This is a genomic window from Pandoraea eparura, assembly GCF_902459725.1.
Classification (GTDB): Bacteria; Pseudomonadota; Gammaproteobacteria; order Burkholderiales; family Burkholderiaceae; genus Pandoraea; species Pandoraea eparura.
This window is the reverse complement of record NZ_CABPSH010000002.1, coordinates 204,372-223,812: the sequence shown is the minus strand read 5'-3', so window position 1 is coordinate 223,812 and position 19,441 is coordinate 204,372. Positions and strand designations below refer to the sequence as shown.

Below are 19,441 nucleotides of genomic sequence, written 5' to 3'. Positions count from 1 at the left end.
CATGACTGACTGCCTCGCGAACCGAACGGTCGACACCCTCATCACCAACGTGCGTCTGGCGGACGGCTCCGGCGCGCCCATGACCGACGCGCGCTTCGACATCGCGCTGCGCGACGGACGCATTCACACGATTGCCCCCGCCGGTGCGCTTGCCGGCTGGCACGCCGCGCAACAGATTCGCGGCGACGGCCAGGTGTTGAGCCCGGGATTCATCGACGTGCATACGCACGACGACACGAATGTCGTGCGCACGCCGGACATGACGCCGAAGCTCTCGCAGGGCGTGACGACGGTCGTCGTCGGCAACTGCGGTATCAGCGCGGCGCCGGTTACGCTCAAGGGCGATCCGCCCGATCCGATGAACCTGCTGGGCGACGCCGACGCGTTCCAATATCCGACCTTCGCCGCTTATGTCGCCGCGCTCGACGCCGCACAGCCCGCGATCAACGTGGCGGCGCTCATCGGCCACACGGCGCTGCGCAGCAACCATATGGATCGCCTCGACCGGCCCGCGACCGAGACCGAAATCGAAGGCATGCGCGCGCAACTGCGCGAAGCGCTCGAGCACGGCGCATTGGGGTTGTCGACGGGGTTGGCCTATGCGAATGCAAACGCTGCACCGACCGAGGAAGTGGTCGCGCTCGCCGAACCGCTGGCCGCCGCGGGCGGTCTCTATGCGACGCACCTGCGCACGGAGTTCGCCGAGATTCTCGAAGCGCTTGATGAAGCCTTCCGCATCGGTCGTCATGCCCGCGTGCCGGTCGTCGTCTCGCACCTGAAGTGCGCGGGCGTCGACAACTGGGGACGCAGCAAGGAGATTCTCGACGCGCTCGATCAAGCGCAGCGCTTTCAGCCGGTCGGCTGCGACTGCTATCCGTACACGGCGAGTTCGTCGACGCTTGACCTCAAGCAAGTGACGGACGACTTCGACATTCTGGTGACGTGGTCGCAATCCCACCCGGAGCAGGGCGGCAAGCTGCTCGCGACGATCGCGGCCGAGTGGGACGTCGATCTGATGGAAGCCGCGAAGCGTCTGCAACCGGCGGGCGCGGTGTATCACTGCATGGAAGAGGACGATGTGCGACGCATTCTGCGGCATCCGACGACCGTGGTGGGCTCGGACGGGCTGCCGAACGATCCGTTGCCGCATCCGCGCCTGTGGGGGGCATTCCCGCGCGTGCTCGGTCGCTACAGCCGCGAGCAGCAACTGTTCCCGCTGGCCGAGGCCGTCCACAAGATGACGGGGCTCTCCGCTGAGCGCTTCGGTCTGACGGACAGGGGACTGGTGCGCGAAGGCTATTGGGCCGACCTGGTGCTGTTCGATCCGGCCACCGTGGCGGATGCCGCGACCTTCACCGATCCCATGCAGCCTGCGTACGGTATTGCAGCGGTGTGGGTCAACGGCGTGCTGGCGTGGCAGGATCGCGCACCTACGCAGAATGCACGAGCCGGACGCTTCGTGCGTCGCGGCACGCCGCAGGCGGTGCTATGAATTCGTGTGAGTGAAACCGTTTAGTCGAAAGGAACAATGATGAGTATCAAACGATATGGCGTGGAAGGCGGGCAGGGCACTGGCGGGCAGCGCATGCCGTTCGCACGCGCGACCGAAGCCGACGGCTTTCTGTTCGTCTCGGGCCAGACGCCGATGAAAGACGGCGAGGTGATCGACGGGGGCATCGTCGCCCAGTCGCATCAGGCCATCCGGAACATGCTGGCGATTCTCACCGAGGCCGGTTACGGCACCGAGCATGTAATGCGCATTGGCGTGTGGCTCGACGATCCGCGTGACTTTGCGTCGTTCAACAAGGTGTTCAAGGAATACTTCGGCGATCATCCGCCCGCGCGCGCCTGCGTGGTGTCGAGCATGGTGATCGACTGCAAGGTGGAAGTGGACTGCGTGGCATACAAGAAGCCTGCCGCCTGAAGGCGCGGGCGACGGCCGGCGCATCACGCGACGTGATGGCGCTGACCGGGGTTACGTCTTGCAAGATACCTCGCCCGCATCTCCCGGGTTGCGGCGGAGCGTCGCGGTGCGGTCAAGCGTGGCGCGGCCCGACCACGTTCAAGTGTCCCGCCGTCATCTGAGTGAAACGCGTTACGCTGACGGCGCCGCGTGAGTTGCGGTGTGCAACCGCTTCTGAGCGAGTGCTTCATCGGGCGAAAATTTTGCATAACCCGCTTCGGTTCTCGCATCGAAGCGCGACTCCATACGACTCCATGTGCCCGAACCCTCCCTGCACTGACGTACCCACAGCAATTCGACTCTACCGGCCTCGCGATCTTTTCGTGCGTGACTTGACGTAGTCTCCGACGTCGCAGACATGGCTGGTTGTGCCGGAAAGGTCTCTTGACTCCACGTGTAACTTTGGATTGAACGTGACGCCATGTCCGCGATTCCGATTGCCGCCATCTTCCCGGGCTGACACGAGATGTCGGCCGAACAGGATGCCAATCCCCGAGGACGTACCCCGATGTTGGTTCTCGGTATGTTGATCGGATTAAGAGCCATCCCATATACGACGCCAGCCACTTTCTTGCACAATGCGTGGCTTCGAATCTGCTCGATTCCCGTCGACGATTGACCTTGTCGTGAGACGCATTGTTCTCTGCAAAAATCGTAAGGATTTCGTAATTATTATTTTGTATAACTAACGAAATATAATGAATGAATTTCTTTCGTCGATGAGAATTTTGTGGGGCATGTCTTCTTCTCGACGCTGATTGGTTGAGGTGCGCGTTAACCGTGGCGCTGGAAGGGTTTGGCGTACTGGATTTTGTCAGCCACAAATTTGATGGTGACGGGAATATAAAAAGGAGCGTCCGAAGAAATCACTGATCTTTGGCAGATACGTACTTGCCGCGCAGTTTAACCGTTCATCGCGACCATTAATGAGTACAAACATCCAGAAACTCTATCCAACCACCGAGGCGCATCGCGTGAAGCGAGTTGCGTGCAGGGCATCATATGCACCGGAAGTTATTCACGCAATCCTCGATTCGGGCTATGTGTGCCACATTTCGTTTATCGAAGCAGACCTACCTCAAATCATTCCCATGACCTATTGGCGAAATGGGGAGCACGTCTATTTTCATTCCGCTGCACACGGGCGGTTCGCGAATGCTTGTAGATCAGGCGACGTTGCATTATCAGTCACCTTAATGGATGGACTCGTCCTTGGTCATAGCCCCATGAATCACTCGGTGAACTTCAGGTCAGTCATTCTGCATGGGAGACCGGAGGTCATAAATGGCCGTGAAAGCAAGCGGGGCGCTATGCGCGAATTCTTTCGTCATACGTTACCTGGGCGATGGGAAACGCTGCGTGACGTTCGCGACGACGAAATTGATTCAACGGCCGTATTTCGGCTGTCGCTCGATCAGGTGGCTGCGAAGGTTCGCAACGAGTTTTCGGATCACGAGGGTTATATGCCGGAAACGCCGGTTTGGACCGGAACCCTCCCATGCTCGACAGTCTTTCGATCGCCCGTGCCAGATCCTCGATTTTCGCCGCAGACGTTGCCGGACTATCTGGCCGAGTTCGTCGGAAAGCCAGAGTTTTCCGGGCGGGTTGATGGGGCGCGATAAACGCTTGGCGCAATCCATAAGGGCCGCGGCATGCGGGCCATGCATTGACGGACACTTCGGTACCCGTTTCACAAAGTTTACGGTTTGACTTCGATGGCGGGCGGCGTCAAGTGCGCGCAGTCTTCAATCTCCTAACTCAAAAGGAGGTGGACTGTGACATTAGGATCAATTTCCGGAAGCGCGCCGACGATGCAAGCACCTCGGACGGACGTCGATGCGCTCGATGTGCTGCAAGCCGCGATAGATTTTCCGCCAACGCCAGATGACGTCCGTTCACGGTCTCAAAGCGCGAGCCATGTGAACACCGCGGGATGTACCAGTGGGCTCCTGGGGTTGGTAACGCTTGTCTTCGGATTGGCAGGAATCGCGACCGCCGTCTACGTCTGCGTCGAGGCCAATAAGCCGGTCGGCAGCGCCTCCCGGGAGTCCGGGGTCGGATGGCTGGGAAATGGCTTCGGTGGGAGCGTGGGCGCCCTGGGGGGCATGCTGGTGACGTATGGCCTCAGTCAGGTGTGCTATGCCGCGGCGAAGCGACGTGCCGAACGGGAAGATATGGAGCTTAGCGAGCCGGCGCGATTCGAGTCGACCATCGGAGGACGCCGCGCGTGAGCACGTTCGAGATTCCCCAGGACAATCGACCATCGTCGCAGCATATCGCCAAGGAGATCGACGAGGCGCTGGCGGTGGTGCGCGACGCGCAAAAGCAGCAGGCGGCGATGGGCATGCCGACTCCCGGCGCGTGGGACCCGATCCAGTGCGATGCCGCATATCGCTGCGGCTATGGGGCTTACGAGCGTGGCGACTACGCGCAGGCGATCGAGTGCTTTGCGCCGCTGTTGTCGGCGTGTCCGCTCGAAGCCGACTACGCGGTGGCGCTGGCGCTCTCGGTGCAACGGCTCGGTGAACCCAAGGCGGCGCTGTCGCTGTTCATGGCGGCGGCGTTAATGGACGAGGCGTCGCCCGGCCCGATGTATCGGGTCGGCGAGTGCCTGATCGAGTTGCGTCAGTTCGACGCGGCCTATCGCGCCATGAAAGAAACGCTGCAACGCTGTGCCGGCCAGCCCAAGTATGCCAACGTGGGAAACGCGGCCCGCCGAATGATGGCCCGGGTCAGCTTCATGCGCTGAGCCCTTTTTGATGTGCGTGGATTGGCGACGGGTCTCATCAACCCGTCGCTTTTTTTGCTTCCGACTTATTGGCGAGCCGTACGGGCGTTGTCCGGCATCGGCAACGTGAAGTTGGTGCGGAACGGGTTGATATCGAGTCCGCCACGGCGCGTGTAGCGCGCATAGACGGCCAACTGGGTCGGTTGGCACTGGCGCAGGATGTCCATGAAGATACCCTCCACGCATTGCTCATGAAAGCCAGTGTGGCGCCGATACGAAATCACGTACTTCAGCAGCCCTTCCTGGTCGATGGGCGGACCGACGTAACGAATCTGCAGGCTGCCCCAGTCGGGTTGCCCCGTCACCGGGCAGTTGGACTTGAGCAGGTTCGAGACAAGGGTTTCGTCCACGGGCGCTTCACCTTGCGCGGCCTTGAGCAGGGTGGCATCCGGCGAATAAATATCCGTGTCGATATCGAGCCGGTCGACGAGCAGGCCGTCGAGTTCGTCGAGTTCGAGCCTGGCGAAGCCACCCGGCTCGACGAGACGCACCTGCACCGGCGCGCCCGCGGCTTCGGACAAATCCTGCTGAATCAGCGACCGTGCGGCATCGGCATTCGCCAGCTTGGTCTGGGCGAATGAGCCGAGATACAGCTTGAACGACTTCGATTCGATAATGTTCGGCGAGTCGGCCGGCACCATGGCGGTGAGCAGCGCAATCTGCGGCTTGCCCTTGTCATTGAGCCACGAAAGTTCGTAGCCGTTCCAGATGTCCGCGCCGAAGAACGGCAGGACGTCGGGCACGCCGATGGCCGCGCGCGCCGGGGCACGGGCGATCGCGAAGAGCAGGGAAGGGTCGTATTGCTCGGTGTAGGCAACTTCCTTGCCGAGCGGAGATTGGTCAGGCGTGGTCATGATTGGCAATGCCACTGATGACGTGTCCGGTCGGGCTCACCCGCGCGGCGGACTCGCAGTGGCGTGTCTGATCGTCAAAGAAGAAATCGGGCTCGAATTCGCGCAGGAACGCGCCTTTGTCGAGCCCACCCAGGAACATCGCCTCGTCGATGTCGATTTTCCAGTCCATCAGCGTCCGGATGGCCCGCTCGTGCGCCGGGGCCGAACGCGCCGTGACCAGCGCGGTGCGGATCTTGACCGGCACTTCGTGGCCCGCCAGGCCCTGCAGGCGATGCAGTGCCTGCAGCAGTGGCTTGAACGGGCCCGGCGGCAACGGGGTCGCGGCCCGTTCTGTCTCGTGCTGCTGAAACGCGTCGAGGCCGTTGCGCTGGAAGACCCGCTCGGCTTCGTCGGAGAAGAGCACGGCGTCGCCGTCAAACGCGATGCGGATTTCGTCGGGATGCAGCTCGGCTTTTTTTGCCGAGTCGGGATAGACCCGCGCCGAGGGAAAGCCCGCCACCAGCGCACTGCGCACGTCGCGCTCGTTGGCGGAGAGGAACAGGTGCGCACCCAGCGCATTGAGATAGCCGAACGGGTCGCGCCCGCGTGTGAAGACGCCGCGCTCGATCTTGAGGTCGACCTGACGCGCCGAACGAAACACGCGCATGCCGCTCACGGGGTCGTTGCGCGAGAGGACGACGACTTCCACGCGATGGCTGTCGATCTCGTTGCCCTGGTTGAAGGCGAGGAGCTTCTGCACGAGCGGGAAGGCGACGCCGACGCGCGCGGGCACGTCGAGGCGGTCGAGCTGGTACTGTCGGTACGAGCGGTCGTCGCCGCCCGCCACGCCGGCCTCGTACACGCGGTTCTCTTCTTCGAAGTCGAACAGCGCGCGCGAGGATATCGCGACAACGAGTTTGTTCTCGAGCGTGATCGGCATGAGGGCAGCGAAGTCCTGTCGTGAGGCGGTGAGTGGCGGCGTCTACCGGATGCCGGCTTACCCGAGGAACAGCTTGTAGACCGGGTTGTCGGTTTCGTCCCAGTAAGGATAGCCGAGCGTGGCGAGGAAGTCGCGGAAGGCGGCCTTCTCGTTGTCGGGCACCTGGATCCCCACGAGGATATTGCTGTAATCGGCGCCCTGGTTCCGGTAGTGGAACAGGCTGATGTTCCAGTTCGGACTCATCGCCGAGAGGAATTTCATCAGCGCGCCCGGACGCTCCGGGAACTGGAAGCGGTACAGCACTTCATGGCTGGCGAGCGACGAACGGCCACCGACCATGTAGCGGATATGCTGCTTGGAGAGTTCGTCGTTGGACAGGTCGAGCGTGGGGAATCCGTGACGCTCGAAGCCGGCCTTGATGCGCTCGCCTTCGTCGCGGTTGTGCATCTGGATGCCCACGAAGATGTGGGCGCTCGACGCTTCGCTGATACGGTAGTTGAACTCGGTCACGTTGCGGCTGCCCACCATTTCGGTGAAGCGCTTGAAGCTGCCGCGCGCTTCGGGGATGGTGACGGCGAACACGGCTTCGCGGGCTTCACCGACTTCGGCGCGCTCGGCCACGAAGCGCAGGCGGTCGAAGTTCATGTTGGCGCCGGAGGTGATCGCAACGAGCGTCTCGCCCTTGAGCTTTTCGCGCTCGGTATAGAGTTTGGCGCCAGCCACGGACAAGGCGCCCGACGGTTCGAGCACGCTGCGGGTGTCCTGGAAGACGTCCTTGATGGCGGCACAGAGCTGGTCGGTGTCCACGCGCACGACTTCGTCGAGATGGGCTTCGCACAGGCGGAAGGTCTCGGCGCCGACGTATTTGACGGCAGTGCCGTCGGCAAATAGGCCAACGTCGCTCAGCAGGACGCGTTCGCCGGCGTGGATCGATTGGGCCATGGCGTCGGAGTCGACCGATTGCACACCGATGACTTTGATCTCGGGGCGCACGGCCTTGACGTAGGCGGCAACGCCGGCGGCCAGACCGCCACCGCCGATGGGCACGAAGATGGCATGCAGCGGCCCCTGGTGCTGGCGCAGGATTTCCATGGCGATGGTGCCCTGGCCGGCAATGACGTCGGGGTCGTCGAACGGGGGCACGAAGGTGAGGCCGCGTTCTTCCTGCAGCGTCATGGCGTGGGCGTAGGCATCGCTGTATGAATCGCCCGCGAGCACGACTTCGACGGCGCGTCCGCCGTGGGTCTTCACGGCGTCGATTTTCACCTGCGGCGTGGTGACGGGCATGACGATGACTGCCTTGCACCCCAGGCGGGCGGCGGAGTAAGCCACGCCTTGCGCATGATTGCCCGCCGAGGCCGTGAGCACACCGCGCTCGCGCTCGGCTTCGCTCAGGTTGGCCATCTTGTTGTACGCGCCACGAATCTTGAAGGAGAACACCGTCTGGTTGTCTTCGCGCTTGAGATAAATTCGATTGTGCAGCCGCATGGAGAGCGTGCGTGCCAGTTCGAGTTCGCTTTCTTTGGCGACGTCGTAGACTTTGGCGGTCAGGATCTTCTTCAGATAATCGGGAGCTGCGTCGGACATGATTTAAGGCGTCTTCAGGTTAGGCACATCGAGGAACGAAAGGACAATGATAGACCAGCACGTCCGCCGGGGCGGTCGCGCTTGGTTTCTCGGGAAAAAACGGGAAAGGAGAGTGCGCGCCCTAGCGAAGGTCGTCTGGGGTGTCGATGTCGTGCACGATTCCGGCGTCGTCGACATCGACGATCGTAATGTGCCCGCCAATCAACAGGTCGCGCGCGCCAATGTCGCCATCGAGGGCGCTCAGGCGCGATGTCAGGGCGGAACCGAACGCGACAGGATGGCCGCGTTGTCCTTGGTAACTCGGGGCGACGATGGCCTCGGGCGACGTGAGTCCGCCGGAAATCGCGCGAATGGTGTTCGGATGAATGTAGGGCATGTCGGCCAGCGCGACGAGCCAACCGTCGAGATGCTCGAGCCCCGGGGGCGGCGCTTCGTCGACGCCGGACCGGATGCCGGCGGCCAGCGTTGCCCCCATGCCGCGTTGGGTGGCGTGGCTCATGACGACTTCACACCCGGCCTGCAACAGCACGCTCTCCAACTCGGCTGAGTCCGGACGCACCACGGCGATGACGCGCGGCAACACCGCCAGCAGCGCGTGGGCGCTGGCGAGGGCAACGGGTCGGTTCAGGGGATCGCCAGGCAGCGGCGCGAGCAGCTTGTTCCTGCGCCCTGCCGCATCGAAGCGGGTACCGAGTCCGCCTGCCAGTAGAATGGCCACGGGCGGCGTCGAGGGTCGGGTCATGGTCGTGCATTATGCGCCAGACTTTTTGTTTCTGCCAAACGCGTGCGTGTACTGTCGCGCGGGATGCGCCGACCGTCCGGTCGGTCATGGCGGTGGCGCCACCCCCTTTTTTCGGTCGCTTTTTGTCTTTTCCCGGAGTTGCATGGAGTCGTTCATCACCTGGCTTCTCGGCGTGCTGGCCCTGCCCGGCGTCGGCCTGCCGGCCATTTTCCTGGTGTCGTTTCTGTCGGCCACGCTTTTGCCCATGGGCTCGGAGCCCGCCCTGTTCGGCTACGTGACGCTCAATCCGCATATGCTCTGGACCGCCATCGCTGTGGCCAGCATAGGCAATACCGCTGGTGGCATGCTCGACTGGTGGATGGGCTTCGCCGCTCGCCGCGGCTTCGTTCGCCTGAAAGCCCGCCGACGTGCGCACGCCCGTACCGCCGCACCCGCGGGCGGCCCGATGCCAGAGCCCGCCAGCACGAAGCGCCCCAACGGACAAGCCCCGATGAACGAGCGCTATCACCGCTGGATGCGCCGCTTCGGCCCACCCCTGCTCCTGCTCTCCTGGCTACCCGTGATCGGCGACCCGTTCTGTACCCTCGCCGGATGGCTGCGACTCTCCTGGCGCGAATGCCTCTTCTATATCGCCGTCGGCAAGACGCTTCGCTATGTCGCCGTCACGTTTCTGATGCTGCGCGTGCCCGAGTCGTTTTGGCACGGCATCTTTGCGCCCTTTAAACACCTGCTCATTGGCTGACGACCGGGCTGACGACCGGGCTGACGCCTGGGCCGACACACACGCCGGTGGTCATGCCCCGCGCTTCCTTCTTCTCATGCCCGAGAGGCCGGACCGGAGCCCCTTTCCGCCTCTCAGACATCAACCCAACTCGCTGCAGAAAGGGGCCCCGGTCCGGTCCGCCGTCACGCTTGCCCAGGCCCACCCCGCCCGACGTGGGCTTGCGCTACGCCTTGCCTCCTTTTCCGTTACGCCTTCGTCAGGTCGAACGGCAACGTCCGCATTCGCTTCCCCGTCAATGCGAATACCGCATTCGCATACGCCGGCGCCAACGGCGGCAAACCCGGCTCGCCCATGCCCGTCGGTGCCTCCCCCGACGCCACGATGTGCACACCGATCGCCGGCATATCAGGCATTCGCGCCACCATGTACTGATGGAAGTTGCTCTGCTCAACTTCCCCATCCTTCATCGTGATGGCCGCACCCGGTATCGTCATGCCCAACCCCATCAAGGCCGCCCCCTCGACCTGCGCCGCCACCGTCAACGGGTTGACCGCGAAATTGCAATGCACCCCCGCCGTCACACTCACCAATCGCGGCGAATCATTGTGCATCTCGGCCACGACGACGTACGCCACCACGGAATCGAAGGACTCATGCACCGCCACACCCCACGCGCGTCCCGCCGGTAATGCCGTCTTTCCATAGCCGGAACGCTCGACAGCCAACGCCAACGCCTCCCGGTGCCGAGGATGCTTGTCACCCATCAACCCATAGCGATACGCCACCGGGTCCTGACCCGCCTCCTTCGCCAATTCGTCAATCAATGTCTCCATGACGTAGGCGGTATGCGTGTTGCCTACGGACCGCCACCACAACACCGGCACGTTGACCTGCGGACTGTGCAACGTGAGCCGCAACGGCACCGCATATGGGGTGCCCGCAACGCCCTCGACGCTGGTGCCGTCGATGCCGTTCTTGACCATCATCTTTTCGAACGGCGTGCCCTGCAAAATCGACTGACCCACGATGGTGTGATCCCACGCCAGCACGTTGCCCTTGGCATCCAGGCCGATCTCGGCACGATGGACGTACATCGGACGGTAGTAGCCGCCACGGATGTCGTCTTCCCGGCTCCAGATCACTTTCACCGGCTCACGATGCCCCGCACGCCGCCACGCTTTCGCCACCTGGGCCGCCTCGACGCCATAGTCGGACGTCGGGACCGCGCGGCGGCCAAATCCGCCACCCGCCATGAGCGTGTGCAGTTTGACCTGCTCGGGCTTGAGGTCGAGCGTGCGCGCAATGGCCGCCTGGTCAACGGTCTGGAACTGCGTGCCGGTCCACACCTGCGCCCCCTTGTCGGATAACTGCACGGTGCAGTTGAGCGGCTCCATCGGGGCATGCGCCAGGTACGGGAATCGGTATTCGGCGACGAGGGTCTTGGGCGCGCCTTTGAGCCTGGAGATGTCCGCTTCGATGGCGACCGTGCCCGGCGTCTTGGCCATTTCCACGTATCTGGCCAGTTGCGCGGTCGTGTCGACATGCTCGACGCCCGTCGTGTCCCACGTGGCCTTGAGCGCGTCGCGCCCGGTCTTGGCCTGCCAGTAGCCGTCGGCGACCACGGCCACGGCCGTGCCGCCCCGGTCGTCCGGGATCTCAAGGACATCGCGCACGCCCTTGACCGCCCGCGCGGCTTTGGCGTCGAACTGCTTTACTTTGGCACCGAAGACAGGCGCTCGCGCCACCACGGCGACTTTCAGGTTCGGCAGCTTGAAGTCCATGCCGTACATCGGCACGCCCATGGACTTGGCTCGCGCGTCGAGCCGGCCTGTCGGCTTGCCAAGCAGGCGGAACGCCGACGGTGCCTTGAGCGCGACATCCGTCGGCACCGGCTGTGCCTGCGCGCGCGCGGCAAGACTGCCGTAGGTGGCGCGCTGGCCGTTCGGGCCGAGCACGACGCCGTTCTCGGTACGCAACTGCGCGGCCGGCACTTTCCACTGCTGCGCCGCGGCCGCGATGAGCATGGCCCGCGCCGACGCGCCAATGCGCCGGTATTGCAGCCACGAATGCGCGACGGAACCCGAGCCGCCGGTCATCTGGATGCCGAACAGGGGATCTTTGTAGACGTCGGCCGCCGGCGCCAGCTCGCTGCGCACTTTGGCCCAGTCGCAATCGAGTTCTTCGGCGACGAGCATGGGTAGCGCGGTCTGTACGCCTTGTCCGAAATCGAGGCGGTTGACCTGGATGGTGACGGTGTCGTCCGGCGCAATGTGCACGAAGGCCGACGGCACGACGGGCTTGGCGGCCGCGCCCTGGGCGCTGGCGGCACGCATGGCGCCGGGCAGCGACATTTCGAGCATCAGGCCGCCCGCCGCCAGCGCGGAGGTCTTGAGGAACACGCGGCGCGTCAGGCCGGCGAAGTCGCCCACGGCAACGCCAGGGCGCGAGGAAAAGCGAAGTTCACGCATGGGGGTGTCTCCTCGCCTCAGGCCAGCGACGCGGCGGCGTCTTTGATGGCCGCACGAATGCGGGCGTAGGTGCCGCAACGGCAGATGTTGCCGGCCATGGCGGCGTCGATCTGTTCGTCGTTGGGCTGTTTGTTCTCGCGCAGCAAGGCCGTGGCGGACATGATCTGGCCACTCTGGCAGTAGCCGCACTGGGGCACGTCGTGCTTGACCCAGGCGTTTTGCACGGCACGCCCGACGGCGTCCGCCCCGACGTTTTCAATGGTGGTGATTGTCTTGCCCGCGACGGCGGAGACCGGGGTGACGCAGCTTCGTATGGGCGCGCCGTCGAGATGCACAGTGCAGGCGCCGCACAGCGCCATGCCGCAGCCGAACTTGGTGCCGGTCATGTTGAGCGCGTCGCGCAGGGTCCAGAGCAGGGGAGTGGCAGGGTCGACATCGACCTGCACGGTACGGCCGTTCAGTTGAAACGAGACCATAGAGACACCTCTTGACGGGTGGAGGAAGCGGGGATCGGCAAACCATACTCCCATTCGGTGCAAATTTCAGCGCAGGTGCGCGCCATAAGCCGTTGTATCCATTCGGATATAGCGCTGGACAGAACGGGCGGCGACAGGGCAGGAATGCAAAGGCGGCGCGGTCGTGAAGGAGCGGTCAACGCGGCGGTGAACGTGCCGGGGCGTCGCCAAGGAGGGGAATCTCGCGCTTCGGGGCGAATTCGGGGCGGCGCCGACGTGTTGCGGTGCAATGAAGTACAATTCTGGCTACATTCCCCTACCAACACTTTCCCAAGCCGGAAGAAAGATCTGGGCATGCGCACCAACTGCCTCACCCCCCTGTGCTTTGACTCGATGATCGGACACGATTCGTCATCGATGTGTTCGCACGGCAGTCGTCGATCTCGCTGACCGCAGATCGTCCGATGCCGGCGCGCGCGCACCCATCGCGCCCGCCGTCGGCAACCCTTGCGCTTACCCGATTTTGACTTTCGGCGCGTCTCGCGAGACGAACGCCGACGGCGGATGCACCGCCGCATTGACGAGCCCGACAAGATGAACGCACCCTTGCCCGCCTTCGAGCCGCACGACGCCAAGCACGCGGTCGCCGCCCAGCCGCCGCGACTGCGTGAGATCCCCTATAACTACACGTCGTTTTCGGACCGCGAAATCGTCATCCGCCTGCTGGGCGCCGACGCCTGGCAAATCCTCGACGAACTTCGCGCGGAGCGCCGCACCGGCCGCTCGGCCCGCATGCTCTACGAGGTACTCGGCGATATCTGGGTGGTGCGCCGCAATCCGTATCTGCAGGACGACCTGCTCGACAATCCGAAGCGCCGCAAGCTGCTGATCGACGCGCTGGATCACCGCCTGAACGAGATCGACAAGCGTCGCCGTGCCGATGTGGCCGCGAACGCCGATGCGAATGGCCGCGAACGCGCCGCCCGCGTCGAGCAACTGGAAGCGGCGGCACGACGCGCCGTGGCGGACTTTGCCGAGGAGTTCGCGAAGATGGCCGAGTTGCGCCGTCGCGCGAAGAAGGTGCTCGGCCGCACGACCGCGCATGACAACATCAAGTTCGACGGCCTGTCGCGCGTTTCGCATGTGACGGACGCGACGGACTGGCGCGTGGAGTACCCGTTCGTGGTGCTCACGCCGGACAGCGAAGCCGAAATGGCGGCGCTGGTGAAGGGTTGCTTCGAACTGGGACTGACGGTGATCCCGCGCGGAGGCGGCACCGGCTACACGGGCGGCGCGATTCCGCTCACGCCGTTCTCGGCCGTGATCAACACGGAAAAGCTCGAGCAGCTCGATGAGGTCGAGTATTCGGCGCTGCCGGGGGTCGACCAGCCGGTGCCGACGATTTTCTCGGGCGCCGGCGTGGTGACGCGTCGCGTGGCCGAGGCCGCCGAGCGCGCCGGTCTGGTGTTCGCGGTCGACCCGACGTCGATCGACGCATCGTGCATCGGCGGTAACGTGGCAATGAACGCCGGCGGCAAGAAGGCCGTGCTGTGGGGAACCGCGCTCGATAACCTCGCGTGGTGGCGCATGGTCGACCCGCAGGGCAATTGGCTTGAGGTCACTCGTCTCGATCACAATCTCGGCAAGATTCACGACATTCCGGTCGCACGCTTCGAGTTGACATGGTTCGACGGCAACTACGCGCCGGGCGCTGTGCTGCTCAAGACGGAAAGGCTCGACATCGAAGGCAAGCGTTTTCGTAAGGAAGGCCTTGGCAAGGACGTCACGGACAAGTTCCTCGCGGGTCTGCCGGGCATCCAGAAGGAAGGCTGCGACGGTCTGATCACGAGCGCGCGCTGGATTCTGCACAAGATGCCCGCACACACGCGCACGGTGTGTCTGGAGTTCTTCGGTCAGGCGAAGGAAGCGATTCCGAGCATCGTCGAGATCAAGGACTACATGTTCGCGCAGACGGCCGCCGGCGGTGCGATTCTGGCCGGCCTGGAGCATCTGGACGAGCGCTATCTGCGCGCCGTGGGCTACGCCACGAAGTCGAAGCGCAATGCGTTCCCGAAGATGGTGCTGATCGGCGATATCGTCGGCGACGACGACAACGCCGTCGCACAGGCCACGTCGGAAGTCATTCGCATGGCTAACGGCAAGAGCGGCGAAGGCTTTGTCGCGGTGTCGGCCGAGGCCCGCAAGAAGTTCTGGCTCGACCGCTCGCGCACCGCCGCGATCGCGCGCCACACCAACGCCTTCAAGATCAATGAAGACGTGGTGATCCCACTGCCACGCATGGGCGAGTACACGGATCACATCGAGCGCATCAATATCGAGTTGTCGCTCAAGAACAAGCTGCAACTGGTCGACGCGCTCGAAGCCTTCTTCGACGCCGGCAATCTGCCGCTGGGCAAGACGGACGACGCCAACGAGATTGCGTCGGCGGAGCTGCTCGAAGACCGGGTGCAGACGGCGCTCACGCTGCTGCGCGACGTGCGCGCGCGCTGGGTGTTCCTGCGCGATCACTTCGAACTGCCGCTGGCCGAGGCGATTCCGCTGCTCAACCGTCACGGCATTCGCGATCTCAACGTGGCGCTCAACGACCGCCTGAACGCGCAGCCGAAAACGCGTCTCATCGACCTGCTGCAGGATCGTACGGTGCGTGTGTCGTGGAAGCAGGAGATCCGCGCCGAGCTGCGCAAGATCTTCTCGGGCGGCGAGTTCAAGCCGATCCTCGAGGAAGCGCAAGCGATTCACAAGCGCGTGCTGCACGGGCGCGTGTTCGTCGCCCTGCACATGCACGCGGGCGACGGCAACGTGCACACGAACATCCCGGTGAACTCGGATAACTACGAGATGCTCCAGGATGCGCACAAGGCAGTGGCACGCATCATGGCCATCGCCCGCTCGCTCGATGGCGTGATCTCGGGCGAACACGGTATCGGCATCACCAAGCTGGAGTTCCTGACGGAGGCCGAGATCGGCGAATTCCGCGCGTACAAGCAACGCGTGGACCCGGAAGGGCGCTTCAACAAGGGCAAGCTGCTCGACCTGCCGGAACTGCCGGCCGACCTGCGCAATGCCTATACGCCCAGCTTCGGGCTGATGGGGTATGAGTCGCTCATCATGCAGCAGTCGGACATCGGTGCGATCGCCGACAGCGTGAAGGACTGCCTGCGCTGCGGCAAGTGCAAGCCGGTGTGCGCCACGCACGTGCCGCGCGCAAACCTGCTTTACAGCCCGCGCAACAAGATTCTCGCAACGTCGCTGCTCATCGAGGCGTTCCTGTACGAAGAGCAGACGCGCCGCGGGGTGTCGATCAAGCACTGGGACGAGTTCAACGACGTGGCCGATCACTGCACGGTCTGCCACAAGTGCGTGACGCCGTGCCCGGTGAAGATCGACTTCGGCGACGTGACGATGAACATGCGCAACCTGTTGCGCAAGATGGGCAAGAAGAAGTTCAATCCGGGCGCCGCCGCCGGGATGTTCTTCCTGAATGCGACGAACCCGGAGACGATCAACATCACCCGCAAGGTGATGATCGACTGGGGCTACAAGGCACAGCGCTTCGGCGCGGACATCTTCAAGAAGCTCGCGAAGAAGCAGACGGCGCGCCCGCCTGCGACTGTGGGCAAGCCGCCGCTGCGCGAGGAAGTGATTCACTTCGTCAACAAGAAGATGCCGGGCAATCTGCCGAAGAAGACGGCGCGCGCACTGCTCGACATTGAAGACAACAAGGTCGTGCCGATCATTCGCAATCCGAAGACCACCACGGTCGATTCGGAAGCGGTGTTCTATTTCCCGGGCTGCGGCTCGGAGCGCCTGTTCTCGCAGGTCGGACTCGCCACGCAGGCAATGCTCTGGCATGTCGGCGTGCAGACGGTGCTGCCGCCGGGCTACCTGTGCTGCGGTTATCCGCAGCGCGGCTCGGGGCAGGGCGAAAAGGCCGAGAAGATTGTGACGGACAACCGTGTGTTGTTCCATCGCATGGCGAACACGCTGAACTATCTCGACATCAAGACCGTGGTCGTGTCGTGCGGCACTTGCTACGACCAGCTCGCGGGCTATGAATTCGAGAAAATCTTCCCGGGCTGCCGTATCGTCGACATCCACGAATACCTGCTCGAGAAGGACGTGAAGCTCGAAGGCGTGAGCGGCACGCGCTACATGTATCACGACCCGTGCCACACGCCGATCAAGACGATGGACCCGGTCAAGCTCGTGAACCAGTTGATGGGCAGCGAGCACGACGGCTACAAGATCGAGAAGAACGATCGGTGTTGCGGTGAGTCGGGCACGCTCGCGGTCACGCGTCCGGACATCTCGACGCAGATCCGCTTCCGCAAGGAAGAGGAAATGCGCAAGGGCGCGGCGAAGCTGCGCGCGGACGGCAAGGTCGAGGACGTCAAGATTCTGACGAGCTGCCCGTCGTGCCTGCAAGGGCTGTCGCGCTACAACGACGACGCCGACATCACGGCGGACTACATCGTCGTGGAAATCGCCAAGCATGTGCTGGGCGACGAGTGGCTGGTGGACTACGTCAAGGATGCGAACCACGGCGGCATCGAGCGCGTACTGGTCTGATGCACCGCTCGGGGACGCGGCCGATGCGTGACCGATGGACCATGGCGGCGGTATGGAGGTAGTCCTTACCGCGCTGATCCTGCTGTTTGTCGTGGCGCTGACCGGCGTGCTGGTCAGCTACGTCAAAGTCCTGCCCGTGCCGCTCGTGCAGATCGCTGTCGGTGCCGCGCTCGCCTATCCGGGCGCGGGGCTGCACATCGATCTCGATCCCGAGATTTTCTTCCTGCTGTTCATCCCGCCGCTGCTCTTCGCCGACGGCTGGCGCATGCCCAAGCGCGAGTTCTGGCACCTGCGCGTGCCGATCGTCTCGATGGCGCTCGGCCTCGTGATTTTCACGGTGCTCGGCGTGGGCTATTTCATCCACTGGCTGATTCCGTCGATTCCGCTCGCCGTGGCCTTCGCGCTCGGCGGCGTGCTCTCGCCGACCGACGCCGTGGCCGTCTCCGCCCTCACCGCACGCCTGCAGATGCCCACGCGGCTCATGCACGTGCTCGAAGGCGAGGCGATGATGAACGACGCGTCGGGGCTGGTCGCGTTCAAGTTCGCCATTGTGGCCGCGACCACGGGCCTCTTTTCCATCGGCAACGCCACGTTCTCGTTTTTCGTCATCGCGCTGGGCGGCTTGCTCGCCGGCTGGGCTGTGACGTGGCTGTTCACGCAGTTCCATCGCCGCGTGATGACCGCATCCACCGAAGAGCCGGCGACCGTCGTGCTGCTGCTGTTGCTCTTGCCGTTCGCCGCCTATCTGCTGGCTGAGCACTTTGGTTTCTCGGGCATTCTCGCGGCAGTCACCGCCGGTATGACGGTCAGCTCGACCGATCTGCTCAATACCCGAACGGCCACGCGCATTCTCGGTAACGGCGTGTGGTCGATGCTCGAATTCGTGTTCAACGGCGCGGTGTTCGTGCTGCTTGGTCTGCAGTTGCCCGACATCGTGCGCGCCGTGCTGCGTCCCGGCGAGCCGCATTGGGCAACGCTGCTCAACCTCGGCGAGTTGATGGGCTACGTCGGCGCGATTTCAGCGGTGCTCATCGTGCTGCGGTTCTGCTGGGTGTGGCTGGCGTGGCGGGTGATGTATTTTCTCGGCATGCGGCGCGGCGAAATCACGGTGAAGCCCGGCATGCGCTTTACCGGCGTGACGGCCCTCTCGGGCGTGCGAGGTGCGGTGACGCTCGCCGGCGCGCTCTCGGTGCCGCTGGCCCTGCCGGGCGGCGCGCCGTTCCCCGGGCGAGATCTGCTGATTTTCGTGGCGGCTGGTGTGATCCTGCTCTCGCTGATCGGCGGCAGCCTTGGTCTGCCGTTCCTGCTGCGCGGCTTGCGGTGGCCGCTCGAGAACCCGCGCAATCGCGAGATGGGCGAGGCGCGCCTGGCGGCGTCGGAGGCGGCGATCCGCACCGTCGAGTCGTTGCAGAAAGTCATTGCGAAGTCGGGCGACGAACTCGACACTGCCGTGTGCGCCGAAGCCGCTGCACGGGTGATGGGGCGGTATCGCCGCACGCTGAATGCTTCGAGCGCCACCGACGACGAGATGCGCGAGCGCGCGGTGCGTGAGGTCGAAGTCGAACGTCGGTTGCGTGCCGCGGCGCTGCAGGCCGAGCGCGGCGAACTGTCGCGATTGCGCGTGACCCACCGCATCAACGACGAGACGTTGCGCGAGTTGCTCGGCGAGATCGACTTCGCCGAACTCGCGCTCGGCCCGGTCGATCCGGCCACCGGCAAACGTCACAAGCGCAACAAGCTCTGACCGTACTGACAGCAATGACGGCACCGACACAGCACCGATCCGAACCGTCTGCGGCGCATGCCGGGATGGGCGGGCCAACGAGAGGAGAATCATGATGGAATGTCCGTTTTGCGCGGGTGAGGGCGGCGAAGTCATATGGCGCGACCCGGTGCTGCGCGTGGTGCTGGCGAACGAGAGCGGCTACCCGGGCTTCGCGCGCGTGATCTGGCATGCCCACGTCGCCGAAATGAGCGATTTGCCCGTGGCGGCGCGCGAGCATGTCATGCGCGCGGTGTTTGCCGTCGAGACGGCCCAGCGCACGGTTATGTCGCCGCACAAGGTCAACGTGGCGAGTCTGGGCAACATGGTGCCGCACGTGCATTGGCATGTGATTCCGCGGTATCGCGACGACGTCCACTTCCCCGGCTCGGTCTGGAGCGCGCCGCAGCGCGAGGTACCGCAGGAAGTGCTCGCCAAGCGTGCCGCCGGGATGCCCGCCCTGCGCGAGGCCCTCGTGGCGGAATTGAACCGTTTGCCGGCATGGTCGGCATGACCGCCGGGGCCTGAGCGGCTATACTGCCGGCCGATGTGTCGCATGTGGGCGCACCGACCGATTTTTCTGGAGCAA

The 19,441-nt window shown here is 63.9% G+C and carries 14 protein-coding genes; 8 read left to right on the top strand and 6 right to left on the bottom strand.

The window, feature by feature from the left end:
* Nucleotide 1 precedes the first annotated feature (1 nt).
* From PEP31012_RS05110 to PEP31012_RS05095, 4 genes are all read left to right on the top strand, one after another.
* Nucleotides 2-1,492, top strand: a complete 1,491-nt coding sequence (locus tag PEP31012_RS05110) for an N-acyl-D-amino-acid deacylase family protein (RefSeq protein WP_150588269.1) — start codon at nt 2-4, stop codon at nt 1,490-1,492.
* 45 nt (nt 1,493-1,537) lie between these two features.
* Nucleotides 1,538-1,924 carry a RidA family protein gene (locus PEP31012_RS05105; RefSeq protein ID WP_150588797.1) on the top strand — a complete coding sequence of 129 codons (387 nt, stop codon included), beginning with the start codon at nt 1,538-1,540 and terminating at the stop codon, nt 1,922-1,924.
* A 965-nt stretch (nt 1,925-2,889) separates the two neighbouring features.
* Nucleotides 2,890-3,585 carry a pyridoxamine 5'-phosphate oxidase family protein gene (locus tag PEP31012_RS05100; protein WP_150588268.1) on the top strand — a complete coding sequence of 232 codons (696 nt, stop codon included), beginning with the start codon at nt 2,890-2,892 and terminating at the stop codon, nt 3,583-3,585.
* 605 nt (nt 3,586-4,190) lie between these two features.
* Complete coding sequence (locus tag PEP31012_RS05095) at nt 4,191-4,712, top strand: hypothetical protein (RefSeq protein ID WP_150588267.1); 522 nt, start codon at nt 4,191-4,193, stop codon at nt 4,710-4,712.
* Nucleotides 4,713-4,777: 65 nt separating this feature from the next.
* On the opposite strand, the gene queF is transcribed toward PEP31012_RS05095, so the two are convergent.
* From queF to PEP31012_RS05075, 4 genes are all read right to left on the bottom strand, one after another.
* Nucleotides 4,778-5,605 carry an NADPH-dependent 7-cyano-7-deazaguanine reductase QueF gene (queF, locus tag PEP31012_RS05090; protein WP_150588266.1) on the bottom strand — a complete coding sequence of 276 codons (828 nt, stop codon included), beginning with the start codon at nt 5,603-5,605 and terminating at the stop codon, nt 4,778-4,780.
* Nucleotides 5,592-6,524, bottom strand: coding sequence for a 5'-nucleotidase (locus PEP31012_RS05085; RefSeq protein ID WP_150588265.1), 933 nt, complete (start codon nt 6,522-6,524; stop codon nt 5,592-5,594). Before PEP31012_RS05085 ends, queF begins: the two co-directional genes overlap by 14 nt.
* Before the next feature lie 57 nt (nt 6,525-6,581).
* Complete coding sequence (gene ilvA / locus PEP31012_RS05080) at nt 6,582-8,111, bottom strand: threonine ammonia-lyase, biosynthetic (protein WP_150588264.1); 1,530 nt, start codon at nt 8,109-8,111, stop codon at nt 6,582-6,584.
* Between the two features lie 121 nt (nt 8,112-8,232).
* Nucleotides 8,233-8,853: a nucleotidyltransferase family protein gene (locus PEP31012_RS05075; RefSeq protein WP_150588263.1), complete on the bottom strand. Its 621-nt coding sequence runs from the start codon at nt 8,851-8,853 to the stop codon at nt 8,233-8,235.
* Between the two features lie 142 nt (nt 8,854-8,995).
* Here PEP31012_RS05075 and PEP31012_RS05070 point away from each other — a divergent pair, with 142 nt between their 5' ends.
* Nucleotides 8,996-9,595, top strand: a complete 600-nt coding sequence (locus tag PEP31012_RS05070; RefSeq protein WP_150588262.1) for a YqaA family protein — start codon at nt 8,996-8,998, stop codon at nt 9,593-9,595.
* A gap of 227 nt (nt 9,596-9,822) precedes the next feature.
* On the opposite strand, the gene PEP31012_RS05065 is transcribed toward PEP31012_RS05070, so the two are convergent.
* A complete protein-coding gene (locus tag PEP31012_RS05065) occupies nt 9,823-12,045 on the bottom strand; it encodes a xanthine dehydrogenase family protein molybdopterin-binding subunit (RefSeq protein ID WP_246171151.1) in 2,223 nt (740 codons plus the stop codon).
* 17 nt (nt 12,046-12,062) lie between these two features.
* Nucleotides 12,063-12,521, bottom strand: a complete 459-nt coding sequence (locus PEP31012_RS05060) for a (2Fe-2S)-binding protein (RefSeq protein WP_150588261.1) — start codon at nt 12,519-12,521, stop codon at nt 12,063-12,065.
* Between the two features lie 573 nt (nt 12,522-13,094).
* Here PEP31012_RS05060 and PEP31012_RS05055 point away from each other — a divergent pair.
* From PEP31012_RS05055 to PEP31012_RS05045, 3 genes are all read left to right on the top strand, one after another.
* Nucleotides 13,095-17,090 carry a DUF3683 domain-containing protein gene (locus PEP31012_RS05055; RefSeq protein WP_150588260.1) on the top strand — a complete coding sequence of 1,332 codons (3,996 nt, stop codon included), beginning with the start codon at nt 13,095-13,097 and terminating at the stop codon, nt 17,088-17,090.
* A gap of 52 nt (nt 17,091-17,142) precedes the next feature.
* Entirely contained in the window at nt 17,143-18,834 is a 1,692-nt protein-coding gene (locus PEP31012_RS05050; protein WP_150588259.1) for a Na+/H+ antiporter, read from the top strand.
* Nucleotides 18,835-18,928: 94 nt separating this feature from the next.
* Nucleotides 18,929-19,366 carry an HIT family protein gene (locus PEP31012_RS05045; RefSeq protein ID WP_174978156.1) on the top strand — a complete coding sequence of 146 codons (438 nt, stop codon included), beginning with the start codon at nt 18,929-18,931 and terminating at the stop codon, nt 19,364-19,366.
* Nucleotides 19,367-19,441: the final 75 nt, after the last annotated feature.

Coding starts and splice junctions, on each gene's coding strand:
- PEP31012_RS05045 (WP_174978156.1), top strand. CDS start 18,929: ATGGAATGTCCGTTTTGCGCGGGTGAGGGCGGCGAAGTCATATGGCGC.
- PEP31012_RS05110 (WP_150588269.1), top strand. CDS start 2: ATGACTGACTGCCTCGCGAACCGAACGGTCGACACCCTCATCACCAAC.
- PEP31012_RS05085 (WP_150588265.1), bottom strand. CDS start 6,524: ATGCCGATCACGCTCGAGAACAAACTCGTTGTCGCGATATCCTCGCGC.
- PEP31012_RS05075 (WP_150588263.1), bottom strand. CDS start 8,853: ATGACCCGACCCTCGACGCCGCCCGTGGCCATTCTACTGGCAGGCGGA.
- PEP31012_RS05060 (WP_150588261.1), bottom strand. CDS start 12,521: ATGGTCTCGTTTCAACTGAACGGCCGTACCGTGCAGGTCGATGTCGAC.
- queF (WP_150588266.1), bottom strand. CDS start 5,605: ATGACCACGCCTGACCAATCTCCGCTCGGCAAGGAAGTTGCCTACACC.
- PEP31012_RS05070 (WP_150588262.1), top strand. CDS start 8,996: ATGGAGTCGTTCATCACCTGGCTTCTCGGCGTGCTGGCCCTGCCCGGC.
- PEP31012_RS05065 (WP_246171151.1), bottom strand. CDS start 12,045: ATGCGTGAACTTCGCTTTTCCTCGCGCCCTGGCGTTGCCGTGGGCGAC.
- ilvA (WP_150588264.1), bottom strand. CDS start 8,111: ATGTCCGACGCAGCTCCCGATTATCTGAAGAAGATCCTGACCGCCAAA.
- PEP31012_RS05050 (WP_150588259.1), top strand. CDS start 17,143: ATGGAGGTAGTCCTTACCGCGCTGATCCTGCTGTTTGTCGTGGCGCTG.
- PEP31012_RS05100 (WP_150588268.1), top strand. CDS start 2,890: ATGAGTACAAACATCCAGAAACTCTATCCAACCACCGAGGCGCATCGC.
- PEP31012_RS05055 (WP_150588260.1), top strand. CDS start 13,095: ATGAACGCACCCTTGCCCGCCTTCGAGCCGCACGACGCCAAGCACGCG.